Origin of the sequence: Candidatus Palauibacter sp. (genome assembly GCF_965261555.1) — a bacterium.
GTDB lineage: Bacteria > Gemmatimonadota > Gemmatimonadetes > Palauibacterales > Palauibacteraceae > Palauibacter.
Map to the genome: position 1 here is coordinate 1,140,650 of NZ_OZ253465.1, position 16,565 is coordinate 1,157,214.

A 16,565-nucleotide genomic window follows, 5' to 3' on the forward strand; every position below is an offset into this window, starting at 1 on the left:
GATCCCCTGGAGCGAGACGTGCCGAACCTCGATCGACTCAGAGACGAACTCGCGCGCATCGACCGAGAGTTGCTCGAACTCATAGCGCGACGGCAGGCGCTCTCCGCGAAGGTCGGGGAGCGAAAGCGCGCCTTGCAGACGCCCACGCGCGACTACCGGCAGGAAAAGGTCGTCATCGAGCGGGCCCGCGCCGCCGCGAGCGACCTCGGCCTCTCGCCGCGGCTGGCCGAGGACCTCGTCCTTTCACTGATCCGTTCGTCGCTCACCGTGCAGGAACGGGGCAGCGTGGCGGCGGCCGCGAGAGGGGGCGGGAAACGCGCCCTCGTGATCGGCGGTTCCGGGAAGATGGGCGGGTGGTTCGTCCGCTTCCTCTCTTCCCAGGGGTTCGAGGTGGAGAACGCCGACCCGAACGGGGGGGATCACGTGGACTGGGCGAAGACGTCGCTGGACCACGACCTGATCGTCGTGGCCACGCCGATGGTCATCGCCAACGAGATCCTCGAACGGCTGGCGGAGATCGGACCGCCGGGCCTCGTGTTCGATATCGGGTCGCTCAAGAGTCCGCTGCGCTCCGGCCTGATGGCGCTGGCGGAGGCCGGGGTCCGTGTCACATCCGTCCACCCCATGTTCGGCCCCGACACCGAACTCCTCTCAGGGGAACACGTGATCTTCGTGGACGTGGGCCGTGCCGACGCCACGGAAGGCGCGGAAGCGCTCTTCGCCTCGACGATGGCGACGCGGGTGCGCATGGACCTGGAGAGCCACGACCGGGTGATGGGATTCGTGCTGGGGCTCTCGCACGCCCTCAATATCACCTTCTTCACGGCGCTGGCTCGCTCCGGCGAAACGACGCCGCGCCTGGCGGACGTGTCGAGCACGACGTTCGAGGCCCAGCTGGACGTGGCGCGTGCGCTGGCCGGCGAGAACCCGCACATGTACTTCGAGATTCAGTCGCTGAACGAGTACGGGGACGTCGCGCTGAAGGAACTCGTGGCGGCCGCGGAGCGGGTGCGAGACGCCGTCGAAGCGGGGGACGAGGACGCCTTCGTCGCCCTGATGTCTGCCGGTCGCGACTACCTCGAATCCCGCGGCTAGCACGATCGGGTGGCCCGGCGCGGGTCGACTGGCGTTCGGACATTGATAATCCCTATCTTGCACAGGCTGGATGCGGGGAGGGGTTCGTGCGTCCAAACGCCGCGCCGGGTCGCGGTGTTTGCCCGGGTGCATGCGGGCGACAGCCGGTGAGGTCCACATGAAGAAGTTTGCGATCGCGGCTCTGGGAACGGCGGCGCTGTATCTCGCCGTCACGGGCAAGGATGCACCGCTCGGTGCGCCCTCGCACGCCCTTGCGGTTGCGCCCGCCCCGGACACCCTCGCGCACTCGGTCATCCAGACGGTGTGCACCCGCTGCCACAACGACTCTCGCAGGGCGGGCAACCGCTCCTTCCTCGAGTTCGACGCCGCCGAGCCGCAGGCCGACCCCGAGACCGCCGAGCAGATGATCCGGAAGCTCCGGGCCGGGATGATGCCGCCACCCGGCGTGCGGCGCCCGGACGAGGCGACGCTGACGGCCGTGGTCGAGGAACTCGAGACCCGCATGGACGGGGCGGCGCGTGCGAACCCGAACCCGGGGACGCGGACCTTCCAGCGCCTCAACCGCGCGGAATACCGACGCGCGGTCCAGGATCTGCTCGACCTCGACGTCGACATGGAGGCGTTCCTCCCGACCGAGACGATCAGCGACAACTTCGACAACATCGCCGACGTCCAGATGATGTCCGCGACGCTGATGGAGGGCTATCTGCGCGCGGCGAGCGAGATCAGCCGCATGGCGGTCGGCGACCCGGACGCGGGCCCGCGACAGGTCACCTACAAGGTGCCGAAGACGGCGTCGCAGGCGGTCCGGGCCGAGGGCGCGCCCTTCGGGACGCGGGGCGGGATCTCCGTCATCCACGTCTTCCCGGCCGACGGGGAGTACGTGTTCAAGATGGACATGCACCCCGGCCCGACGGGGTTCCTGTACGGGATGACCGCGCCGGATGAGAAGATCGAGGTGTCGATCGACGGCGCGCGCGTGGCGCTGCTCGAGATCGACCCGTTCATGTCGGAGTCCGATCCGCAGGGGATGGTCATCGAGACCGAGCCGATCCACGTGCGTGCGGGTCCGCAGCGGGTCACGGCGGCCTTCCTCCTCAACGCTGAGGGTCCGGACAACGACCTCATCAAGCCGATCGACTACAAGCTCGCCGACTCGAACATCGGCAGCGCCTACGGCGTGACGACGCTCCCGCACCTGCGCGACTTCCTCGTCACCGGGCCGTTCACGGTCACCGGCATCTCGGAGACGCCGAGCCGCAAGCGGATCTTCTCCTGCCGGCCCACGGCGCCCGACGAGGAGCGGCCCTGTGCGCGGCAGATCATCAGGACGCTGGCGGCCACGGCCTATCGCCGGCCGCTGGAGACCGACGATGTCGAAGACCTCATGGCGTTCTTCGATCTCGGCGTCGACGAGGGCGGCTTCGAGGTCGGCATCCGCACCGCGCTCCAGGCGGTCCTCGCGAGCCCGCACTTCGTCTTCCGTCTCGAGGAGATGCCGGCGGACGTGGCTCCCGGAGACATCTACCGTCTGAGCGACATCGACCTCGCCACCCGGCTCTCGTACTTCCTGTGGGGCACGCACCCGGACGACGAACTCGTGGAGATGGCCGACGCCGGCCGCCTTTCGGATCCGGCGGCGCTGGAGGCCCAGGCGCGACGCATGCTCGACGACCCGCGGTCGGAGGCCATGGCGACGCGCTTCGCCTACCAGTGGTTCCGCCTGCAGGACCTGGAGAAGATCCACCCCGACGCGCTGCTCTACCCGTACTGGGATCACCGGCTCGTCGAGGCGATGCTGCAGGAGACGCAACTCTTCTTCGAGCATCTCCTGCGTTCGGACGCTTCATTCTTCGAACTGCTCACCGCAGACTACACGTTCGTGAACGAGCGTCTCGCGCGGCACTACGGGATTCCGGACGTGACCGGCGAGGAGTTCCGCCGGGTCGCGATCCCCGACGAGGCGCGACGCGGACTGCTGGGCCACGGGAGCATCCTCACGCTGACCTCGCACGCGGACCGCACCTCGCCGGTCCTGCGCGGGAAGTGGGTGATGGAGGTCCTGCTCGGGACTCCGCCACCGCCGCCACCGCCGGACGTGCCCGACCTCGAAGCGACGGACGAGGCGGAAGATGGGCGCTTCCTGACCGTGCGCGAACGACTCGAGATGCACCGCTCGAACCCGGCCTGCCGGTCGTGTCACCGGGTGATCGACCCGATCGGCCTCGCGCTGGAGAACTTCGACGTGACCGGTGCGTGGCGGATCAAGGACCAGGGCCGGACGGTGGACACGTCGGGCGAACTCTACGATGGGACCCCGATTCTGAGCGCGATGGATCTGAGGGCCGCGCTTCTCGATCGCGAGGACTCGCTCGTCCGGACGTTCATCGAGAATCTCATGGCCTACGCCCTGGGTCGCCGGATCGAACACTACGACATGCCCACGGTGCGGGAAATCGCGCGCGTGGCGGAGGCCGATGACTATCGGATGACATCGTTCATCATGGAGGTCGTGAAGAGCGCGCCCTTCCAGATGAGCGCCGTCGAGATGATAGCCGAAGAAGATATCGACGCAGGCGGCGGGCACTGAGGGGGCCGCCCGGCGGAACAGATCAGGAGGAGTGAGCATGGAACTCATCACAGGTAAGCACATCTCCCGCCGCATGGCCCTGAAGGGCGTGGGGGCGACGGTGGCGCTGCCGTTCCTCGATGCGATGCTGCCGGCCGGCCGGCTGTGGGCCTCGACGAAGTCGCTCACGGACGTGAAGCGGTTCGTGGCCATCGAGATGGTGCATGGCGCCGCGGGCTGCAACGAGTGGGGCGCGTCGCAGTTCATGTGGTCGCCCGAGAAGGTGGGGCGCGACTTCGACCTCACGCCGAGCAGCCTGAGCCCGCTCGAACCGTGGCGAGATTATCTCACGATCATCTCGAACACGGATATCGAGAACGCGGAGGCGAAGACGGCGAAGGAGATCGGCGGCGACCACTTCCGCTCCAGCGCCACCTTCCTCACGCAGGCGCACGCGAAGCAGACCGAGGGCTCCGACGTATTCGTCGGCACCTCGATGGACCAGCACTACGCGCAGCGCTTCGGACAGGACACGCCGATCCCCTCCATGCAGCTCTGCATCGAGAACGTGGACCAGGCCGGCGGGTGCGCGTACGGCTACGCCTGCGTTTACACCGACACGATCAGCTGGGCGTCGCCCACGGAGCCGCTGCCCATGATCCGCGACCCGCGGGCCGCGTTCGACCAGTTGTTCGGGGCCGGCGGCACGGCGGAAGACCGGGCCCAGCGCCGGCGCACCGACCGCAGCATCCTCGACTGGATCATGGGAGAGGTCAGCGGCCTCAAGCGCGCGGTGGGGGCCACGGACCAGCGGCGGCTGGATCAGTATCTCGACAACATCCGCGAAATCGAGCGCCGCATCGAGCGCATCGAGGCGCACAACACGAGCGGGGAGACGCGCGAGATTCCCGAGGCCCCGCCGGGCGTGCCGGATGACTTCGCCGAGCACGTGCGCCTCATGTTCGACCTGCAGGCGCTGGCCTTCCAGTCGGACCTCACGCGGGTGTTCTCGTTCAAGCTGGGCCGCGACGGGTCGGGCCGCGTGTATCCGGGCAGCGGCGTCGACGCCGGCTTCCATCCGGCCTCGCACCACGGCGGCCGCGAAGAGCGCGTGCGGGACTACGAGAAGATCAACCGCTACCACGTGAGCATGGTCCCGTACCTGCTCGAGAAGCTGGCCAGCATCGAGGAGCCCGACGGGAACCTGCTCGACAAGAGCATGATCCTGTACGGCTCGCCGATGGGCGACTCGAACCTGCACAACCACAAGCGTTGCCCGCTGTTCGTGGTCGGGAAGGCCGGCGGCGAACTCGAAGGCAACATGCACATCAAGGCGCCGGACGGGACGCCGATGGCCAACGTGATGCTGAGCCTGATGCACAAGCTCGGCCTGGAGGACATGGAGAGCTTCGGCGACAGCACCGGCGACTTCTCGTTCTCGGCGGTCGCGCAGGACTGAGTCGGGGGGTCGGTCAGAGGGTCGGAGGCAGATCGATGTTGAAGAGAATCGGCAAGGCCGGTCTTCGGGCCGGGGCCCTCGTCGCGCTCTGCGCGACCACGCTGTGGGCGGCCACCGCGATGGATGCCCCCGTCGCGGAGGCGGCCGCGCGAGGGGATATCGAGTCCGTTCGGACGCTCCTCCGCGACGGAGCGGATGTGAACGCGGCCCAGGGCGACGGGATGACCGCGCTGCACTGGGCAGCCCTTCAGGGCGACGCGGAGATGGTGTCGGTGCTCGTCTACGCCGGCGCCAACGTCGCATCGACCACGCGCCTGGGCGCCTACACGCCACTCCACCTCGCGAGCCGGGACGGCCGGGCCGAGGCGGTCACCCTCCTGCTCGAAGCCGGAAGCGACGCCAACGCGGCAACGACGACCGGTGCCACGCCGCTCCACCTTGCGGCGGCCGGCGGGGACGTGCCGACCCTCGCGAGCCTGCTCGAGGCCGGGGCCGAGGTCGACGCGCGAGAGAACTCGAACGGGCAGACGCCACTTATCTTCGCGGCTGCCGCCGGCCGTCTCGAGGCTGTGCAAACCCTGATCGCGCACGGCGCGGACGTGTCGGTCGCGTCCCGTGTCCTGGACTTCGTCGAGAAGGCGCGCACCGACAGCGAGGCCCGGGGCCGTCGCCGGGAGGTTCTGACCGCGATTCGAAAGGCCGAAGCCGAGGCGCGCGGCGAGACCGTGGTGGCCGGGATCACCCGCACGGACACGCCGTCCGGGCAGGAGCCGACCCGGCGCGAAGCCGCCGACCGGGCGGATCGGGACCGGACGGGCACGGCCCCCGCGACGGGTCAGGGTGCGGGCGCCAATCCCGGCCAGGAGACTCCGCCGCCGGAACCCGAGGCTGCGCAGGGCGAGGATCCCCCCGAGCCTGCGGAGGAACCCGAGGAGGCTGAGGAAGCTGAGGAGGCTGAGGAAGCTGAGGAGGCCGCGGCCGAAGAAGAGTCCCCCGAAGCGGAGGAGACGGAAGAGGAGACGACGCCTGCGCCGCGGCCGCTGAGCTACTCCGACATCGTCGGCAAGCAGGGCGGCATGACCGCGCTCCACTACGCGGTTCGCGAAGGCCACTTCGAGACCGTCAAGGCCCTCCTCGCGGCGGGCGCGGACATCGACGGAAGGACGGGGGGCGATGAGAGCACGCCGCTCGTCGTCGCCACCGTGAACGGGCACTACGACCTCGCCGGTTGGCTGCTGGAGCAGGGGGCGGACCCGAACCTGGCCAGCGAGGACGGCGTGGCCCCGCTCTACGCGACGATCGCCAACCGCTGGGCTCCCAAGGCGCTGTATCCGCAGCCCACCGCGTTCCGGCAGCAGGAACTCGACTACATGGAGCTGATGGAGATGCTCCTCGCCGCCGGGGCGGATCCGAACGCGCGCGTGAACACGCACATCTGGTATTCGGCCTACAACTTCGACCTGCTCGGCGTGAACTTCAGCGGCGCGTCGCCCTTCTGGCGTGCCGCGAAGGCGCTCGACATCCCGGCAATGCGGATGCTCGTGGCGGCCGGAGCCGACCCGCACATGCCGACGAAGAAGGCTCCCGAGCGCCGGCGCCGGTCCTCGGATGATGACGACGAGGAAGAAGACCCGAGCGGACTGCCGCCGGTCGAGGTCGGGGGTCCGGGCATCCCGCCGCTCGTCGCTGCCGCGGGATACGGCTACGGGCGCTCACGCACGGGCAACCAGCACCGGCATCGGCCCGATGAATGGATGGCCACCGCCCGATACCTCGTCGACGAGCTGGGCGCGGACGTCAATGGCCGTGACTCGGATGGCTTCGGCGCGCTCCACTACGCCGCCGCGCGTGGCGACAACGAGCTGATCGAGTACCTCGTCGGCAAGGGCGCCGACCCGCTGATCGTGGCCCGCAGCGGCCAGACGACGGTCGACATGGCGAACGGCCCGATCCAGCGCGTGCAGCCGTTCTTCGAGACGATCGCCCTCCTCGAGGGCATGGGCGCGAAGAACAACAACAACTGCCTCAGCTGCTGAGTCGGGTCCGGGCGGGCGTTGCCCTACCAGCGCCCGCCCTTTCGGCAGGACCACCCCCCCATTGGAGAACCTGACAATGCGCCGTATCAGTGCGGTACTTCTCTGTGTACTTCTGCTCACCGGGTGCGCCAGTTACCACGCCGTGGTGGTCACTGACATCCAGCCTGGGCCGCGAAAGGTCGAAGACAAGTGGGCGGACGCATACGTGGGCGGCCTCGTGGCGCCGGACACGGTGAAAGCCGCAACGCAATGCGGTGAAGGCGGCGTAGCGCTCGTCGAGACGCGCATCTCTTTTCTCAACAGCCTCGTCTCGACCCTGACACTGGGGATCTACAGCCCCATGGAGATCACCGTCACCTGCGGAGCGGCCGACGAGTCTGACGAGTCAAAGCCGCACGGCGGCGACGCTCCCTAAACCGTAGACAACCGCTGGGAGACGGAGATGGGGTAGCCGTCGGGGTCGCGGAGGGTGAACTCGATGGAGCGGGCGTTCGGGTTCACGTGCGGTTCGTCGAGGCAGTCGGCCCCCATGGCGCGGGCGCGCTCGAAGACGGCCTGCGCATCATCCGTGTAGAAGTAGAGCAGGAGGCCGCGGCCGGGCGTCCCCTCGTGCGGGTCCGTCATCCCCGGGTGGGCCTTGAACTCGCGGTGGTGCAGCATGAGTTCGACGCTTCCGTCCGGCGCCAGGAGCCGCTCGAAGTGATGGCCCCCCCGACCGCTCACGAAGCCGAAGAGTTCCACGTACCAGGCTGAACTCGCCGCCACGTCGCGGACGACAAGCATGGGCGTGAGGCCTTGACCGGTCATGGCCATCGGCTTGGATCCTCGGCGCCGGCGCCCGGCTTCCGGCTGACGCCTAGTGGTTCGAGTTGTTCGTCTGCGCCTGGGCGGCGCGGCGCGCCTCCTCGCGGGCGGCGACGAGCGCTTCGAACTCCGCGGGGTCGAGGTACGTCACGTCGACCCACAGGTGCGCCATCTCGTCCACGGTCCGGTCCCCGTAGTCGACCCACTGCTCGTGGTCGGGGTTGTTCGGGTTCTCGGCGGTGTTGTCGTGCCAGGCGGTGATGACGAGCGTCGTGCCCGCGGGAAGGAGCGGGGCGGCGTCTTCCTCGTAGATGTAGTTGATGTGCCAGTTCCACTGGAAGTTGTCGACCTGGTTGATCAACTCCTTGCGGCCATCCGGATAGATCGCCTCGAGGGACATCGCCTTGCCCCGCATGTGCATGTGCGGCTGGAAGTTCTCCAAGCGCGCGGGCCAGCGCAGCGTGTGGAAGTCCTGCGTGACCGCGACCTCGCCCGGCGGAATGTCGAGACCCGTCCGGCCCGTGGCGTTGTAGAACATGAGCCGGGTGCGGTTCCGGGGCTCCTCACCCTTCGGATAGAACCACACGCCGAGTTCGACGTAGCTGTCCTCGATCCGCTTGCCCATCGCGTGGAGATGGACCTCCCAGCGCATCTCGGAGCCGGGGAGCATGACCTTGCCCGCGCCCTCGGGGAAGATCTCGCCCTCCTTGCCCACGGCCCACTCCATGAAGAGTCCCGGGCCGCCCATCGCGCCCCCGCGCGTGCTCGCCTCGACGATCCCGGCGCTCATGGGGCTCTCCTCCTCGTCCTGCTGGAGGAAGGCGAGGACGTGGTGCGTGATCGTGCGCGCGTCGTTGCCGGCCGGCTTGATCTCGATCGCCTTCACCCAGCGCGGCTCCGTGATGCCGGTAGGCGTGGTCGGCCGCCACCACTTGTCCATCGTCTCGGCTTCGAGCGTGTACGGCTCCGAGGCGACGATCAGGTCCGGCTCCCCGAAGTCGGCCCTGAGGCGCCATTCGTTCGGATCGGGGAACTCGGCGGGCGGCGGGAGGTCCGCGGGGTCGCCTTCCACCCGGCCGCCGTCGATCCACGCGACGATCGTCTCGATCTCTTCGCTCGACAGGCTGCGATCGTTCCTGAACTCCTGGATCCCGACCGTCGGGTCGAGGTGCCAGGGCGGCATGATGCGGTTCGAGACCTTCTCGCGGATGCTCGTCGCCCAGCGGTAGGCGTCCCGGTACGTGAGGAGCGCCATGGGGGCGATCGACCCTTCCTGGTGACACTCCTGGCAGTTCGCCTGGAGGATCGGCGCCACGTCCCGGTTGAAGGTCACCTCCCCGGGCCCGCTCTCCTGCGCCTGCGCCGAACCCGCGGCGCTCAGGGCGCCGAGCCCCGCGCCGATTGCGATGGCGGCTCGTCTATGGGAGATCGGAGTCTGTCTCATGGTCGTGCTCCTCCAGCCTGACTCGGAAAACGTCCCTGAATCGGGACGCGTCGAATCGGGACGCGTCGCGTCATGGTGACGATGACGCGAACGAACCCGTTCGTCCAGCAGCATTGGGCGTGGCCTGCAGCCGAGACGCCCGAACCGTCGTTCGCGCGCACGCGCAGGATATACTCGCCGGGCTCGCTGAACGTGACCGGCGTGATGGCCTCGGCTCCGCTCGATGGAACGCGGGCGGTCCGCTCGCCGAACGTCACCTCGCCCGGACCCTGGTGCTTGAACCACGTGAGATTGACCGGCGAGCCGTCGCTGCTCCCGGCGACGAAGTGACTGCGTCCCACGCCGTCGTCCCGAACGTGGACGCCCACGTCGAGCGGTTCTCCGGCCCGAGCCGTGAGGGGTCCTCCCCAGGCGCCGGCCGGTCCCGCGCCTTCCTCGCCCCCTCCGAAGCGGAGGACGGGGGGCGTGTTCCCGTCGCCGGCTTCGCCCTTGAGCGCGTCGATCTGCCAGTCCCGGTGCACATGGCCCGGGACGCGGAGCGTCTGGCCGCGCATCTTCAGCGTCCAGTAGACCTTCCCCTCGCCGAAGTCCGCCGGCACCCGGACGACGAACACGCCGTAATGGCGCCGCGGGGCGAACGACGTGGGTTGGGCTCCCTGGAACTCCGCCGGCTCGATCGCGTTGTCCGGCCCCAGGGGCACCTCGATCGTCTCCCCGAAGTTGCGGTTGAAGTAGCCGAACGAGAGCGACAGCGTGCCGTCCGCGTTCGGATACCAGCCTTCGTAGGCGGGAGTCACCGTCTGCCCCCGGCCGCTGGGGTTGCCCAACGGGATCTGGCCGGCGAGCGACGCCGCGTCGGCGCAGAGCGCTGCCCCGACGGCGACGCCCGCCAGGATCCGGGCAGCTCTCACCGCCCCGCTTCCGCCATGCTCGCCTCGATCGAGGCCCGGATCGCCTTCACCGTCTCATCCACCCGGAAGCCGAGCAGCTTCTTGCCGGTGGCGATCACCTCCTCCTTCGGGGCGATCGGGACGCCGTTGATGCTGGCCCGGCCGGCGGCCACGCGCTCGTCGTAACGCACCATCGTCGGATCCTCGACCATCATGATCGCGGTGATGACGAAGTCGTCGTGGATCCCCTCCGGGTCCGTCTCGAAGATGCCGAGTTCGGTGTTCATCCAGTCGTGGACATCGCGGTAGCGGTAGAACTCGGGGATGAAGTGCGCCTGCGCGTCGTACCAGCGCTCGTTCAGGCGGGCGGCCACCGCCTCCATGCCCGACTGGTTCCCGCCGCTGTCGCCGAAGAGGATGATGTGCTCGAACCCGTGCGCCTTGAGGCTCGAGGCCACGTCATCGAGCACCGCCTCGAAGGTTTCCTGGCGAAGGCTGATCGTCCCCGGATACCGCATGTGCCCGGACGGTTCGTCGATATCGCCCTCGGGGACGAGCTTGATGATCGGGGCGCAGAGCGCGTTTCCGAGTTCGCGGGCCACTCCCTCGCAGGCGCCCTGCAGCACGTAGTTGTGCTTGCCCGTGGCGAGGTACGGCCCGTTCTGCTCGATGCCGCCCGTCGTGATGATCGCAGTGGTCTTCCCGGCCGCCATCGCGTCCCGGACCTCCATCCACGTCATCTCCTCGATCCACACCGTGTCGAACGCCTCGATCGGCCGCTCGGATACGAGTTCCTCCTGCACCTGGCGCTCACGCTCGGCGGCCATCCGGGCGCGCTCCTCGGGCGTCATATTCCGCTGCTGTCCGGCCAGAGCCGTAGCGGAGACCGCGAACAGCGCGATCAGGGGGAGGATCAATCGGGACTGTCTCATGGCACACCTCGTTTACGCAGCATGGAAGATCGACGACAACTCCCAACGCTAGCATATCCCTTCCCACTCGGACCAGCCCGGCCGGGTCTGGCGGGTGGCACCCTCGATGGGAGAAGATTCGAACCAGGTTCTCTCCTTCCCGGAGGCAAGCATGGTTCGGCGGACTTCCCATCGGGTGTCCTGGCTCGCTCTTCCTTTATTGGCCGCCTGCGGGGTGCCCGGCGAGACCTCCTCGGAAGCCGGGGTCCAGGTCGCGGCGGCGGGGCCGGAGACGTCCGACCCCTACGTGCACGGGTTCACGGACGCGGATTACCCACGCGTGATCGAGGTCGCGGAGGACGTGTACGCGTACGAGCAGATCCACCCGACCGGGGGCGAGATCATCACGACGGTGAGCCTCATCGTCATCACGCCGGCGGGGGTGCTCGTCGCCGACGGGCAGGAGAATCCCGAGGAAACGCAGCGGCTCGTCGACACGGTCGCGGGCATGACGGACCGGCCGATCACGCACGTCGTCGTCGCCTCGGACCACGGGGACCACACGGGCGGCAACTCCGCCTTCCCCTCGGGGGCTCGCTTCCTCGCGCATCCCACGTCCGCGGCGATTCTGGAAGCGAGCGCAGTCAACCCGAACCGGCCCGACGGGGCGCCGCCGGTCGTCGTCCCGACGGAGATCGTGGGCGAGAATACGGTGCTCGAACTCGGCGGACGCGAGATCCAGCTCCTGCACCTCGGCCGCGCGCATACGGGCGGGGACCTCGTCGTATACGTTCCGGAGGGGAAGGTGCTGTTCATGAGCGAGACGTACCTGAAGCACATCTTCCCGGCCATGCGTTCCGCGTATCCCTCGGAGTGGGTGGCGATGCTGGACCGCGCGCTCGAGATGGACGTGGATGTCTACATCCCCGGACACGGGGTGATGGAGGCGCCGGAGATCCTCGAGGCGGGGCTCGTGTCGTTTCGCGATGCGGTGCAACGGGTCGTGGAGGAGGCGGCGCGATTCCACGGCGATGGACTGAGCGCCGAGGAAGCGGCGGAGGCGGCGACGTTCGGCGCCATCGAAGAATGGTCGCTTCGGGACAGCCAGAAGCCGCGCGCGATCCAGCGCGTCTACCTGGAACTGAACGGATACCTGGAACTGAACGGAGAGGTGCCGGGATGAGCATGCGGAAAAGCAACGGCACGGGCCTGGGCACCGGGGGACGGTGGGGTCGGGTGGCCGGACTCGCTGCGGTCGCGGCCGGCTTCGCGCTCGGCGTCGGGGCGCTCCAGGGGCAGTCGCACGTGACCGTGGACATCGGGGCCCGGGATCCCGCGTTCTCGCCGGACGGGTCGACGATCGCCGTCTCCATCCTGGGGAAGATCTGGACGCTTCCCGCCGAGGGCGGCGCGGCGCGCCAGCTCACGGACGGCGCCTCGTGGGACACGCGCCCCGCCTGGTCGCCCGATGGCCGTTTCCTCGCCTACGCCGCGAGAACCCGTCAGGGAGCGGACATCCTCGTGCGAAACATGGCCACGGGGGGTGTCCGCTTCCTGCACCACGTTCCGGGGTCCGTCGGGCACATGCAGTTCCATCCGGATGGAAGCCAGCTCTTCTTCGTGGACGACCGCTCGCAGTACGAGGCGCACGTGTGGCGGATCCCGCTGGGGGGCGGAGAAGCGGAGCAGATCACGCACACGCGGAACTGGCACGAATGGTCGTTCGCCCTCTCGCCGGACGGGAGCCGGATCCTCCTCGAGACGGGGCGCTTCGACGGCACGGACGTGTACGAACTCGACCTGGAGGAGATGTCGATCGAACGGGTCACGGACACGCCGGAGCGGGAGATGGCCGTCGCGTGGAGCGCGGACGGCACGCGACGCGCGTACGTCATGACGCACAACGGTTACGACCACATCGTCGTGTCGTTCCCGGGCGAACAGCATCTGTTCGCGAGCCCGTTCGACCAGAAGCAACTCGCGTTCCACCCCTCCGGCGAGTGGCTGCTCGTCCTCGGAGGGCGGCGGATGCAGCGGCTGGACCTGGAGAGCGGCGAGTTCATTCCGATCCCCTTCGAGGCCCGGTTCGAGGTTGCCGGGGATCCCGCCGACGATCTGCTGATCACGAACGTCCGCCTGTTCGACGGCACGGGCGACGAGGCGGTTGCGGGTGCGGCGGTGCTTGTCCGCGACGGGCGGATCGCCGACGTGCGGACAGGCGCCGGGGCGGCCTTCCCGGATGTGGGGCCCGGCACGCCGGTCATCGAGGGGGGCGGCCGCATGCTGCTCCCGGGGCTGATGGACAACCACTACCACTACTGGCAGCCCCTCGCCGGCGCGGATCTGCTGGCCGCCGGAATCACCGCGATCCGCGACCCCGGCTCGGCGATCCAGGACGCGATGGACTTCAAGGACGCGGTGCGGCTGGGCGTGTTGGCCGGGCCGGACGTGTACACCGCCGGCCCGCTGATCGACGGCCCCGCCGGCTACCACCCGCTGGTCGACGTGAGCATCGACGACCCCGCAGCCGCCCCGGCGCTCGTCCGCGCGCTCAAGGAACAGGGCGTCGATCTGCTCAAGGCGTACTTCCTGCTCGATCCGGATGTGCTTGCCGCCGTCGTGGCCGAGGCGCGCGTCCAGGGGTTGCCGGTCACGGGACACATCGGCGTCCGCACGAGCTGGCGGCAGGCGATCGAGGCAGGGATCAGCGGGTTCAACCACATCCGGGTGTGGCGCGACTTCCTCCCGCCGGAGATCCAGGTCGACGGCCGGGACATGTCGCTCGACGGCGGCCGCAACCCCGTCGGACGGATGCAGGCGGACTGGCGCGAGATCGATCCGGCGAGCCCCGAGGTGACGTCTCTCCTCGAACTCATGGCGGAGACGGAGACGGGACTCGACCCCACCCTCTACATCCAGGAGATCGAGGACAGCGACCGCGCGCGCTTCTCGCTCCCGGAGTTCCACACCGCCCGGCAGGCGTACGAGCGCATGGGCGAATTCGTGCGCCGCGCCGTCGAGGCCGGAGTCCCGCTCCTCGCGGGTACCGACAACGTGGGATTGTTCAACGAACTCGAGGCGTACGCGAAGGCCGGCGTGCCGAACGCCGCGATCCTGCGGGCCGCGACGGCGAACGGCGCGCGCTGGCTCGGGAAGGAGGAGGACTTCGGGACCGTGCAGCCGGGGCGGCGCGCGCACCTGATCCTCGTGGACGGGGATCCGCTGGCTGACATCGCCGACCTGCGGAACATCGATCTCGTCGTGAAGGATGGCGTGATCGTCTTCGGCGGCCCGCCGGCGGAGCCGCTGGTTCCATGATCACCTCGCTCCTGACGGGAGCCTTTGCCACCGGCGCCATCGACGCGATCGCCCTCGCGGCGCCGCAGGTGGAGCCGGCGGGCGGGCTCCTCCCGGCGCTCTCCGACAACCCGTTTCTCGCGCTCGGCGCGCTCTTCGGGGCGGGGGTCCTCACGAGCACGAACCCGTGCATCTGGCCGATGATCCCGATCACGTTCTCGGTCATCTCAGGGACGGCGGGCGAGGGTCAGCCGCGAAAGCGCACCATCGGACTGACGCTCACGTACGCCCTGGGACTGGCGCTCCTCTACTCGCTGCTCGGCGTCATCGCCGGGCTCAGCGGCACCGTGCTCGGCTCGATCGGCGCGAGCTTCTGGGCGCTGTTCGCGACCGGGAACCTCCTGCTCTTCTTCTCGCTGTTCATGCTGGACGTCTTCCCGGTTCCAGTGCCGAAGCGGCTCCTGGCGTGGGCGAGCAGCCGCGGCGGCGGATCCTACCGAGCTGTGTTCCTCCTCGGCGCGACCTCCGGCATCGTGGCCGCGCCGTGCGGGGCGCCCGCCTTCGCCGTGGTTCTCACCTGGGTCGTCGCCGAACAGGCCGGGCTCATGGGGTTCGTCTACCTGTTCACCTTCTCGATCGGCATGACCGCCGTGCTCATCGCCGTCGGCCTCTTCTCGGGGACGCTCGCCGTGCTGCCGACGTCGGGGATGTGGATGATCTGGATGAAACGGGCCGCAGCCGTCATCATGATCGGGATGGCGCAGTTCTACCTCATCCGGGCGGGATACTTCATGTGAACGCGAAACCGAGACACGTCGCCACGTTCGCGGCGCGCGCAATCTTCGCCGCGCTGGCCGCGATCGCCGGGGCCAGCCTCCTGTCGGCGAATCCACTCCAGGCGCAGGCGGGAGCGGGGCAGGTGAGCCTCGCCACTGGAACGCAGGGGCCGGACGCCACTCTGCAGGATCTGGACGGCAACGAGATCCAGCTCCTCGACTACGCCGCCGGCAAGCCCACGCTCATCGAGTTCTGGGCCGCGTGGTGCGAACAGTGCGAGGGACTGCAGCCCGAGATCGACCGGGTGCAGGCGGACTTCGGCGACCGGGTCAACGTCGTCGCGGTCGCCGTGGCCGTGGCCCAGTCGCTGCGCCGCGTGCGACGTCACGCGGAGGCACACGGGGCGGAGTACCCCTACCTGTGGGATGCGGATGGCGCGGCGGTGCGCGCCTACTCGGCGACCACGACCTCGATCGTCGTGATCCTCGACGCGGAAGGGAAGGTGGCCTACACCGGCGTCGGCCCCGACCAGGATCTCGTCGGGGCCGTCACCGGAATCCTCTCCGATCAGCAAGCGGGAGGGGATTAGCTTCCGGCAGTCCGTGGGCTGCTACGGATCCACGGGCTCGGGGGTCACCTCGTCGATGATGGCGGCGAGTTCGTCGTAGGCGGCGGGATCCACCTGATTGAAGCTCGGGATCACGCCCGCGATGCGGCCGTCCGGGCCCACGACGATCACGGCGCGGCTGTCCACCGCGTTGCTGTCTCTCAACCCTCCGCCGAAGGCGACGTACGTCCCCCCGTCATTGTCCGCGTCGCTGCCGAACAGGAACGGGAAGTCCTCGTCCTTCAGCCATGACGCGAGTTCGTCCACCGGGTCGTTCGAGATACCGACGAGAACCACGTTGCGGCCCTCGTTGAAAACACTTGCGTACTGATCACGGTACGCTCTCATCTGAACCGTTCAGCCACGCGTCCTGACTCTGAAGAAGAAGGCGAGGACGACGGTCTCGCCGCGATAGTCGCTGAGGCGGATCGGGTTCTCCAGCGCGCCGTATCGCGTCGCGCCCGGGAGCGCGAAGTCCGGCGCCATCTCGCCCACGGCGAGCAGTTGCGAGTCCTGCGCGCTCACCGGGGCCGCGCCTCCGATGGCGAGCATGCCGGCAAGGCCGAGCGCGAGGGCCGCGGCCAGGACAAGTCTCCGCATGTCTCGGTCCTTTCGTGCGGGTGGAAGAAAGGTGAAAGAGCCATGCCGAAGGGTGGCGCGCCCCCCGCGTTCGCGC

At 68.9% G+C, this 16,565-nt stretch carries 15 protein-coding genes; 9 read left to right on the forward strand and 6 right to left on the reverse strand.

What is annotated here, in order from left to right; all coding sequences use genetic code 11:
- Window positions 1-18 precede the first annotated feature (18 nt).
- The 5 genes from ACQY5G_RS04855 to ACQY5G_RS04875 all read left to right on the forward strand — a co-directional run bounded on the left by ACQY5G_RS04855 (window position 19) and on the right by ACQY5G_RS04875 (window position 7,574).
- Window positions 19-1,095, forward strand: a complete 1,077-nt coding sequence (locus tag ACQY5G_RS04855; protein ID WP_428277530.1) for a prephenate dehydrogenase/arogenate dehydrogenase family protein — start codon at window positions 19-21, stop codon at window positions 1,093-1,095.
- Between the two features lie 157 nt (window positions 1,096-1,252).
- Entirely contained in the window at window positions 1,253-3,685 is a 2,433-nt protein-coding gene (locus ACQY5G_RS04860; RefSeq protein WP_428277532.1) for a DUF1592 domain-containing protein, read from the forward strand.
- 37 nt (window positions 3,686-3,722) lie between these two features.
- On the forward strand, window positions 3,723-5,123 hold the full coding sequence (locus ACQY5G_RS04865; RefSeq protein ID WP_420615220.1) for a DUF1552 domain-containing protein: 1,401 nt from the start codon (window positions 3,723-3,725) through the stop codon (window positions 5,121-5,123).
- A 35-nt stretch (window positions 5,124-5,158) separates the two neighbouring features.
- Window positions 5,159-7,159: an ankyrin repeat domain-containing protein gene (locus ACQY5G_RS04870; protein ID WP_428277534.1), complete on the forward strand. Its 2,001-nt coding sequence runs from the start codon at window positions 5,159-5,161 to the stop codon at window positions 7,157-7,159.
- A gap of 61 nt (window positions 7,160-7,220) precedes the next feature.
- Window positions 7,221-7,574 carry a Bor/Iss family lipoprotein gene (locus ACQY5G_RS04875; protein WP_428277536.1) on the forward strand — a complete coding sequence of 118 codons (354 nt, stop codon included), beginning with the start codon at window positions 7,221-7,223 and terminating at the stop codon, window positions 7,572-7,574.
- Here ACQY5G_RS04875 and ACQY5G_RS04880 read toward each other — a convergent pair.
- From ACQY5G_RS04880 to ACQY5G_RS04895, 4 genes are read right to left on the reverse strand one after another with little or no spacing between them, the layout of a single operon-like run.
- Entirely contained in the window at window positions 7,571-7,966 is a 396-nt protein-coding gene (locus ACQY5G_RS04880) for a VOC family protein (RefSeq protein ID WP_428277538.1), read from the reverse strand. The two genes, ACQY5G_RS04875 and ACQY5G_RS04880, sit on opposite strands and share 4 nt — an antisense overlap.
- Before the next feature lie 49 nt (window positions 7,967-8,015).
- On the reverse strand, window positions 8,016-9,407 hold the full coding sequence (locus ACQY5G_RS04885; protein ID WP_428277540.1) for a c-type cytochrome: 1,392 nt from the start codon (window positions 9,405-9,407) through the stop codon (window positions 8,016-8,018).
- On the reverse strand, window positions 9,404-10,318 hold the full coding sequence (locus ACQY5G_RS04890; RefSeq protein ID WP_428277542.1) for a hypothetical protein: 915 nt from the start codon (window positions 10,316-10,318) through the stop codon (window positions 9,404-9,406). Before ACQY5G_RS04890 ends, ACQY5G_RS04885 begins: the two co-directional genes overlap by 4 nt.
- Window positions 10,315-11,229 carry a creatininase family protein gene (locus tag ACQY5G_RS04895; RefSeq protein WP_428277543.1) on the reverse strand — a complete coding sequence of 305 codons (915 nt, stop codon included), beginning with the start codon at window positions 11,227-11,229 and terminating at the stop codon, window positions 10,315-10,317. The genes ACQY5G_RS04890 and ACQY5G_RS04895 overlap by 4 nt, the downstream gene beginning before the upstream one ends.
- Window positions 11,230-11,443: 214 nt before the next feature.
- On the opposite strand from ACQY5G_RS04895, the gene ACQY5G_RS04900 reads away from it, so the two are divergent.
- Genes ACQY5G_RS04900 through ACQY5G_RS04915 form a run of 4 tightly spaced genes read left to right on the forward strand, consistent with a single transcriptional unit; the run spans window position 11,444 to window position 15,871 of the window.
- Window positions 11,444-12,391, forward strand: a complete 948-nt coding sequence (locus ACQY5G_RS04900) for an MBL fold metallo-hydrolase (protein WP_428277545.1) — start codon at window positions 11,444-11,446, stop codon at window positions 12,389-12,391.
- Entirely contained in the window at window positions 12,388-14,526 is a 2,139-nt protein-coding gene (locus ACQY5G_RS04905) for an amidohydrolase family protein (protein WP_428277547.1), read from the forward strand. Before ACQY5G_RS04900 ends, ACQY5G_RS04905 begins: the two co-directional genes overlap by 4 nt.
- Window positions 14,523-15,302, forward strand: coding sequence for a cytochrome c biogenesis protein CcdA (locus ACQY5G_RS04910; RefSeq protein WP_428277549.1), 780 nt, complete (start codon window positions 14,523-14,525; stop codon window positions 15,300-15,302). The genes ACQY5G_RS04905 and ACQY5G_RS04910 overlap by 4 nt, the downstream gene beginning before the upstream one ends.
- Entirely contained in the window at window positions 15,299-15,871 is a 573-nt protein-coding gene (locus tag ACQY5G_RS04915; protein ID WP_428277551.1) for a TlpA family protein disulfide reductase, read from the forward strand. The genes ACQY5G_RS04910 and ACQY5G_RS04915 overlap by 4 nt, the downstream gene beginning before the upstream one ends.
- 21 nt (window positions 15,872-15,892) lie before the next feature.
- On the opposite strand, the gene ACQY5G_RS04920 is transcribed toward ACQY5G_RS04915, so the two are convergent.
- Both ACQY5G_RS04920 and ACQY5G_RS04925 read right to left on the reverse strand, forming a co-directional pair.
- The gene (locus ACQY5G_RS04920; protein WP_428277553.1) at window positions 15,893-16,237 is read right to left on the reverse strand and encodes a peroxiredoxin family protein; all 345 of its coding nucleotides are present in this window, start codon (window positions 16,235-16,237) and stop codon (window positions 15,893-15,895) included.
- A gap of 9 nt (window positions 16,238-16,246) precedes the next feature.
- Window positions 16,247-16,489 carry a hypothetical protein gene (locus tag ACQY5G_RS04925; RefSeq protein ID WP_428277555.1) on the reverse strand — a complete coding sequence of 81 codons (243 nt, stop codon included), beginning with the start codon at window positions 16,487-16,489 and terminating at the stop codon, window positions 16,247-16,249.
- Between the last annotated feature and the right edge of the window lie 76 nt (window positions 16,490-16,565).

What these genes read in the sequence shown, in the direction of transcription:
- ACQY5G_RS04860 (WP_428277532.1), top strand. Translation starts at nt 1,253, where the DNA reads ATGAAGAAGTTTGCGATCGCGGCTCTGGGAACGGCGGCGCTGTATCTC.
- ACQY5G_RS04870 (WP_428277534.1), top strand. Translation starts at nt 5,159, where the DNA reads ATGTTGAAGAGAATCGGCAAGGCCGGTCTTCGGGCCGGGGCCCTCGTC.
- ACQY5G_RS04880 (WP_428277538.1), bottom strand. Translation starts at nt 7,966, where the DNA reads ATGACCGGTCAAGGCCTCACGCCCATGCTTGTCGTCCGCGACGTGGCG.
- ACQY5G_RS04925 (WP_428277555.1), bottom strand. Translation starts at nt 16,489, where the DNA reads ATGCGGAGACTTGTCCTGGCCGCGGCCCTCGCGCTCGGCCTTGCCGGC.
- ACQY5G_RS04905 (WP_428277547.1), top strand. Translation starts at nt 12,388, where the DNA reads ATGAGCATGCGGAAAAGCAACGGCACGGGCCTGGGCACCGGGGGACGG.
- ACQY5G_RS04895 (WP_428277543.1), bottom strand. Translation starts at nt 11,229, where the DNA reads ATGAGACAGTCCCGATTGATCCTCCCCCTGATCGCGCTGTTCGCGGTC.
- ACQY5G_RS04885 (WP_428277540.1), bottom strand. Translation starts at nt 9,407, where the DNA reads ATGAGACAGACTCCGATCTCCCATAGACGAGCCGCCATCGCAATCGGC.
- ACQY5G_RS04865 (WP_420615220.1), top strand. Translation starts at nt 3,723, where the DNA reads ATGGAACTCATCACAGGTAAGCACATCTCCCGCCGCATGGCCCTGAAG.
- ACQY5G_RS04910 (WP_428277549.1), top strand. Translation starts at nt 14,523, where the DNA reads ATGATCACCTCGCTCCTGACGGGAGCCTTTGCCACCGGCGCCATCGAC.
- ACQY5G_RS04920 (WP_428277553.1), bottom strand. Translation starts at nt 16,237, where the DNA reads ATGAGAGCGTACCGTGATCAGTACGCAAGTGTTTTCAACGAGGGCCGC.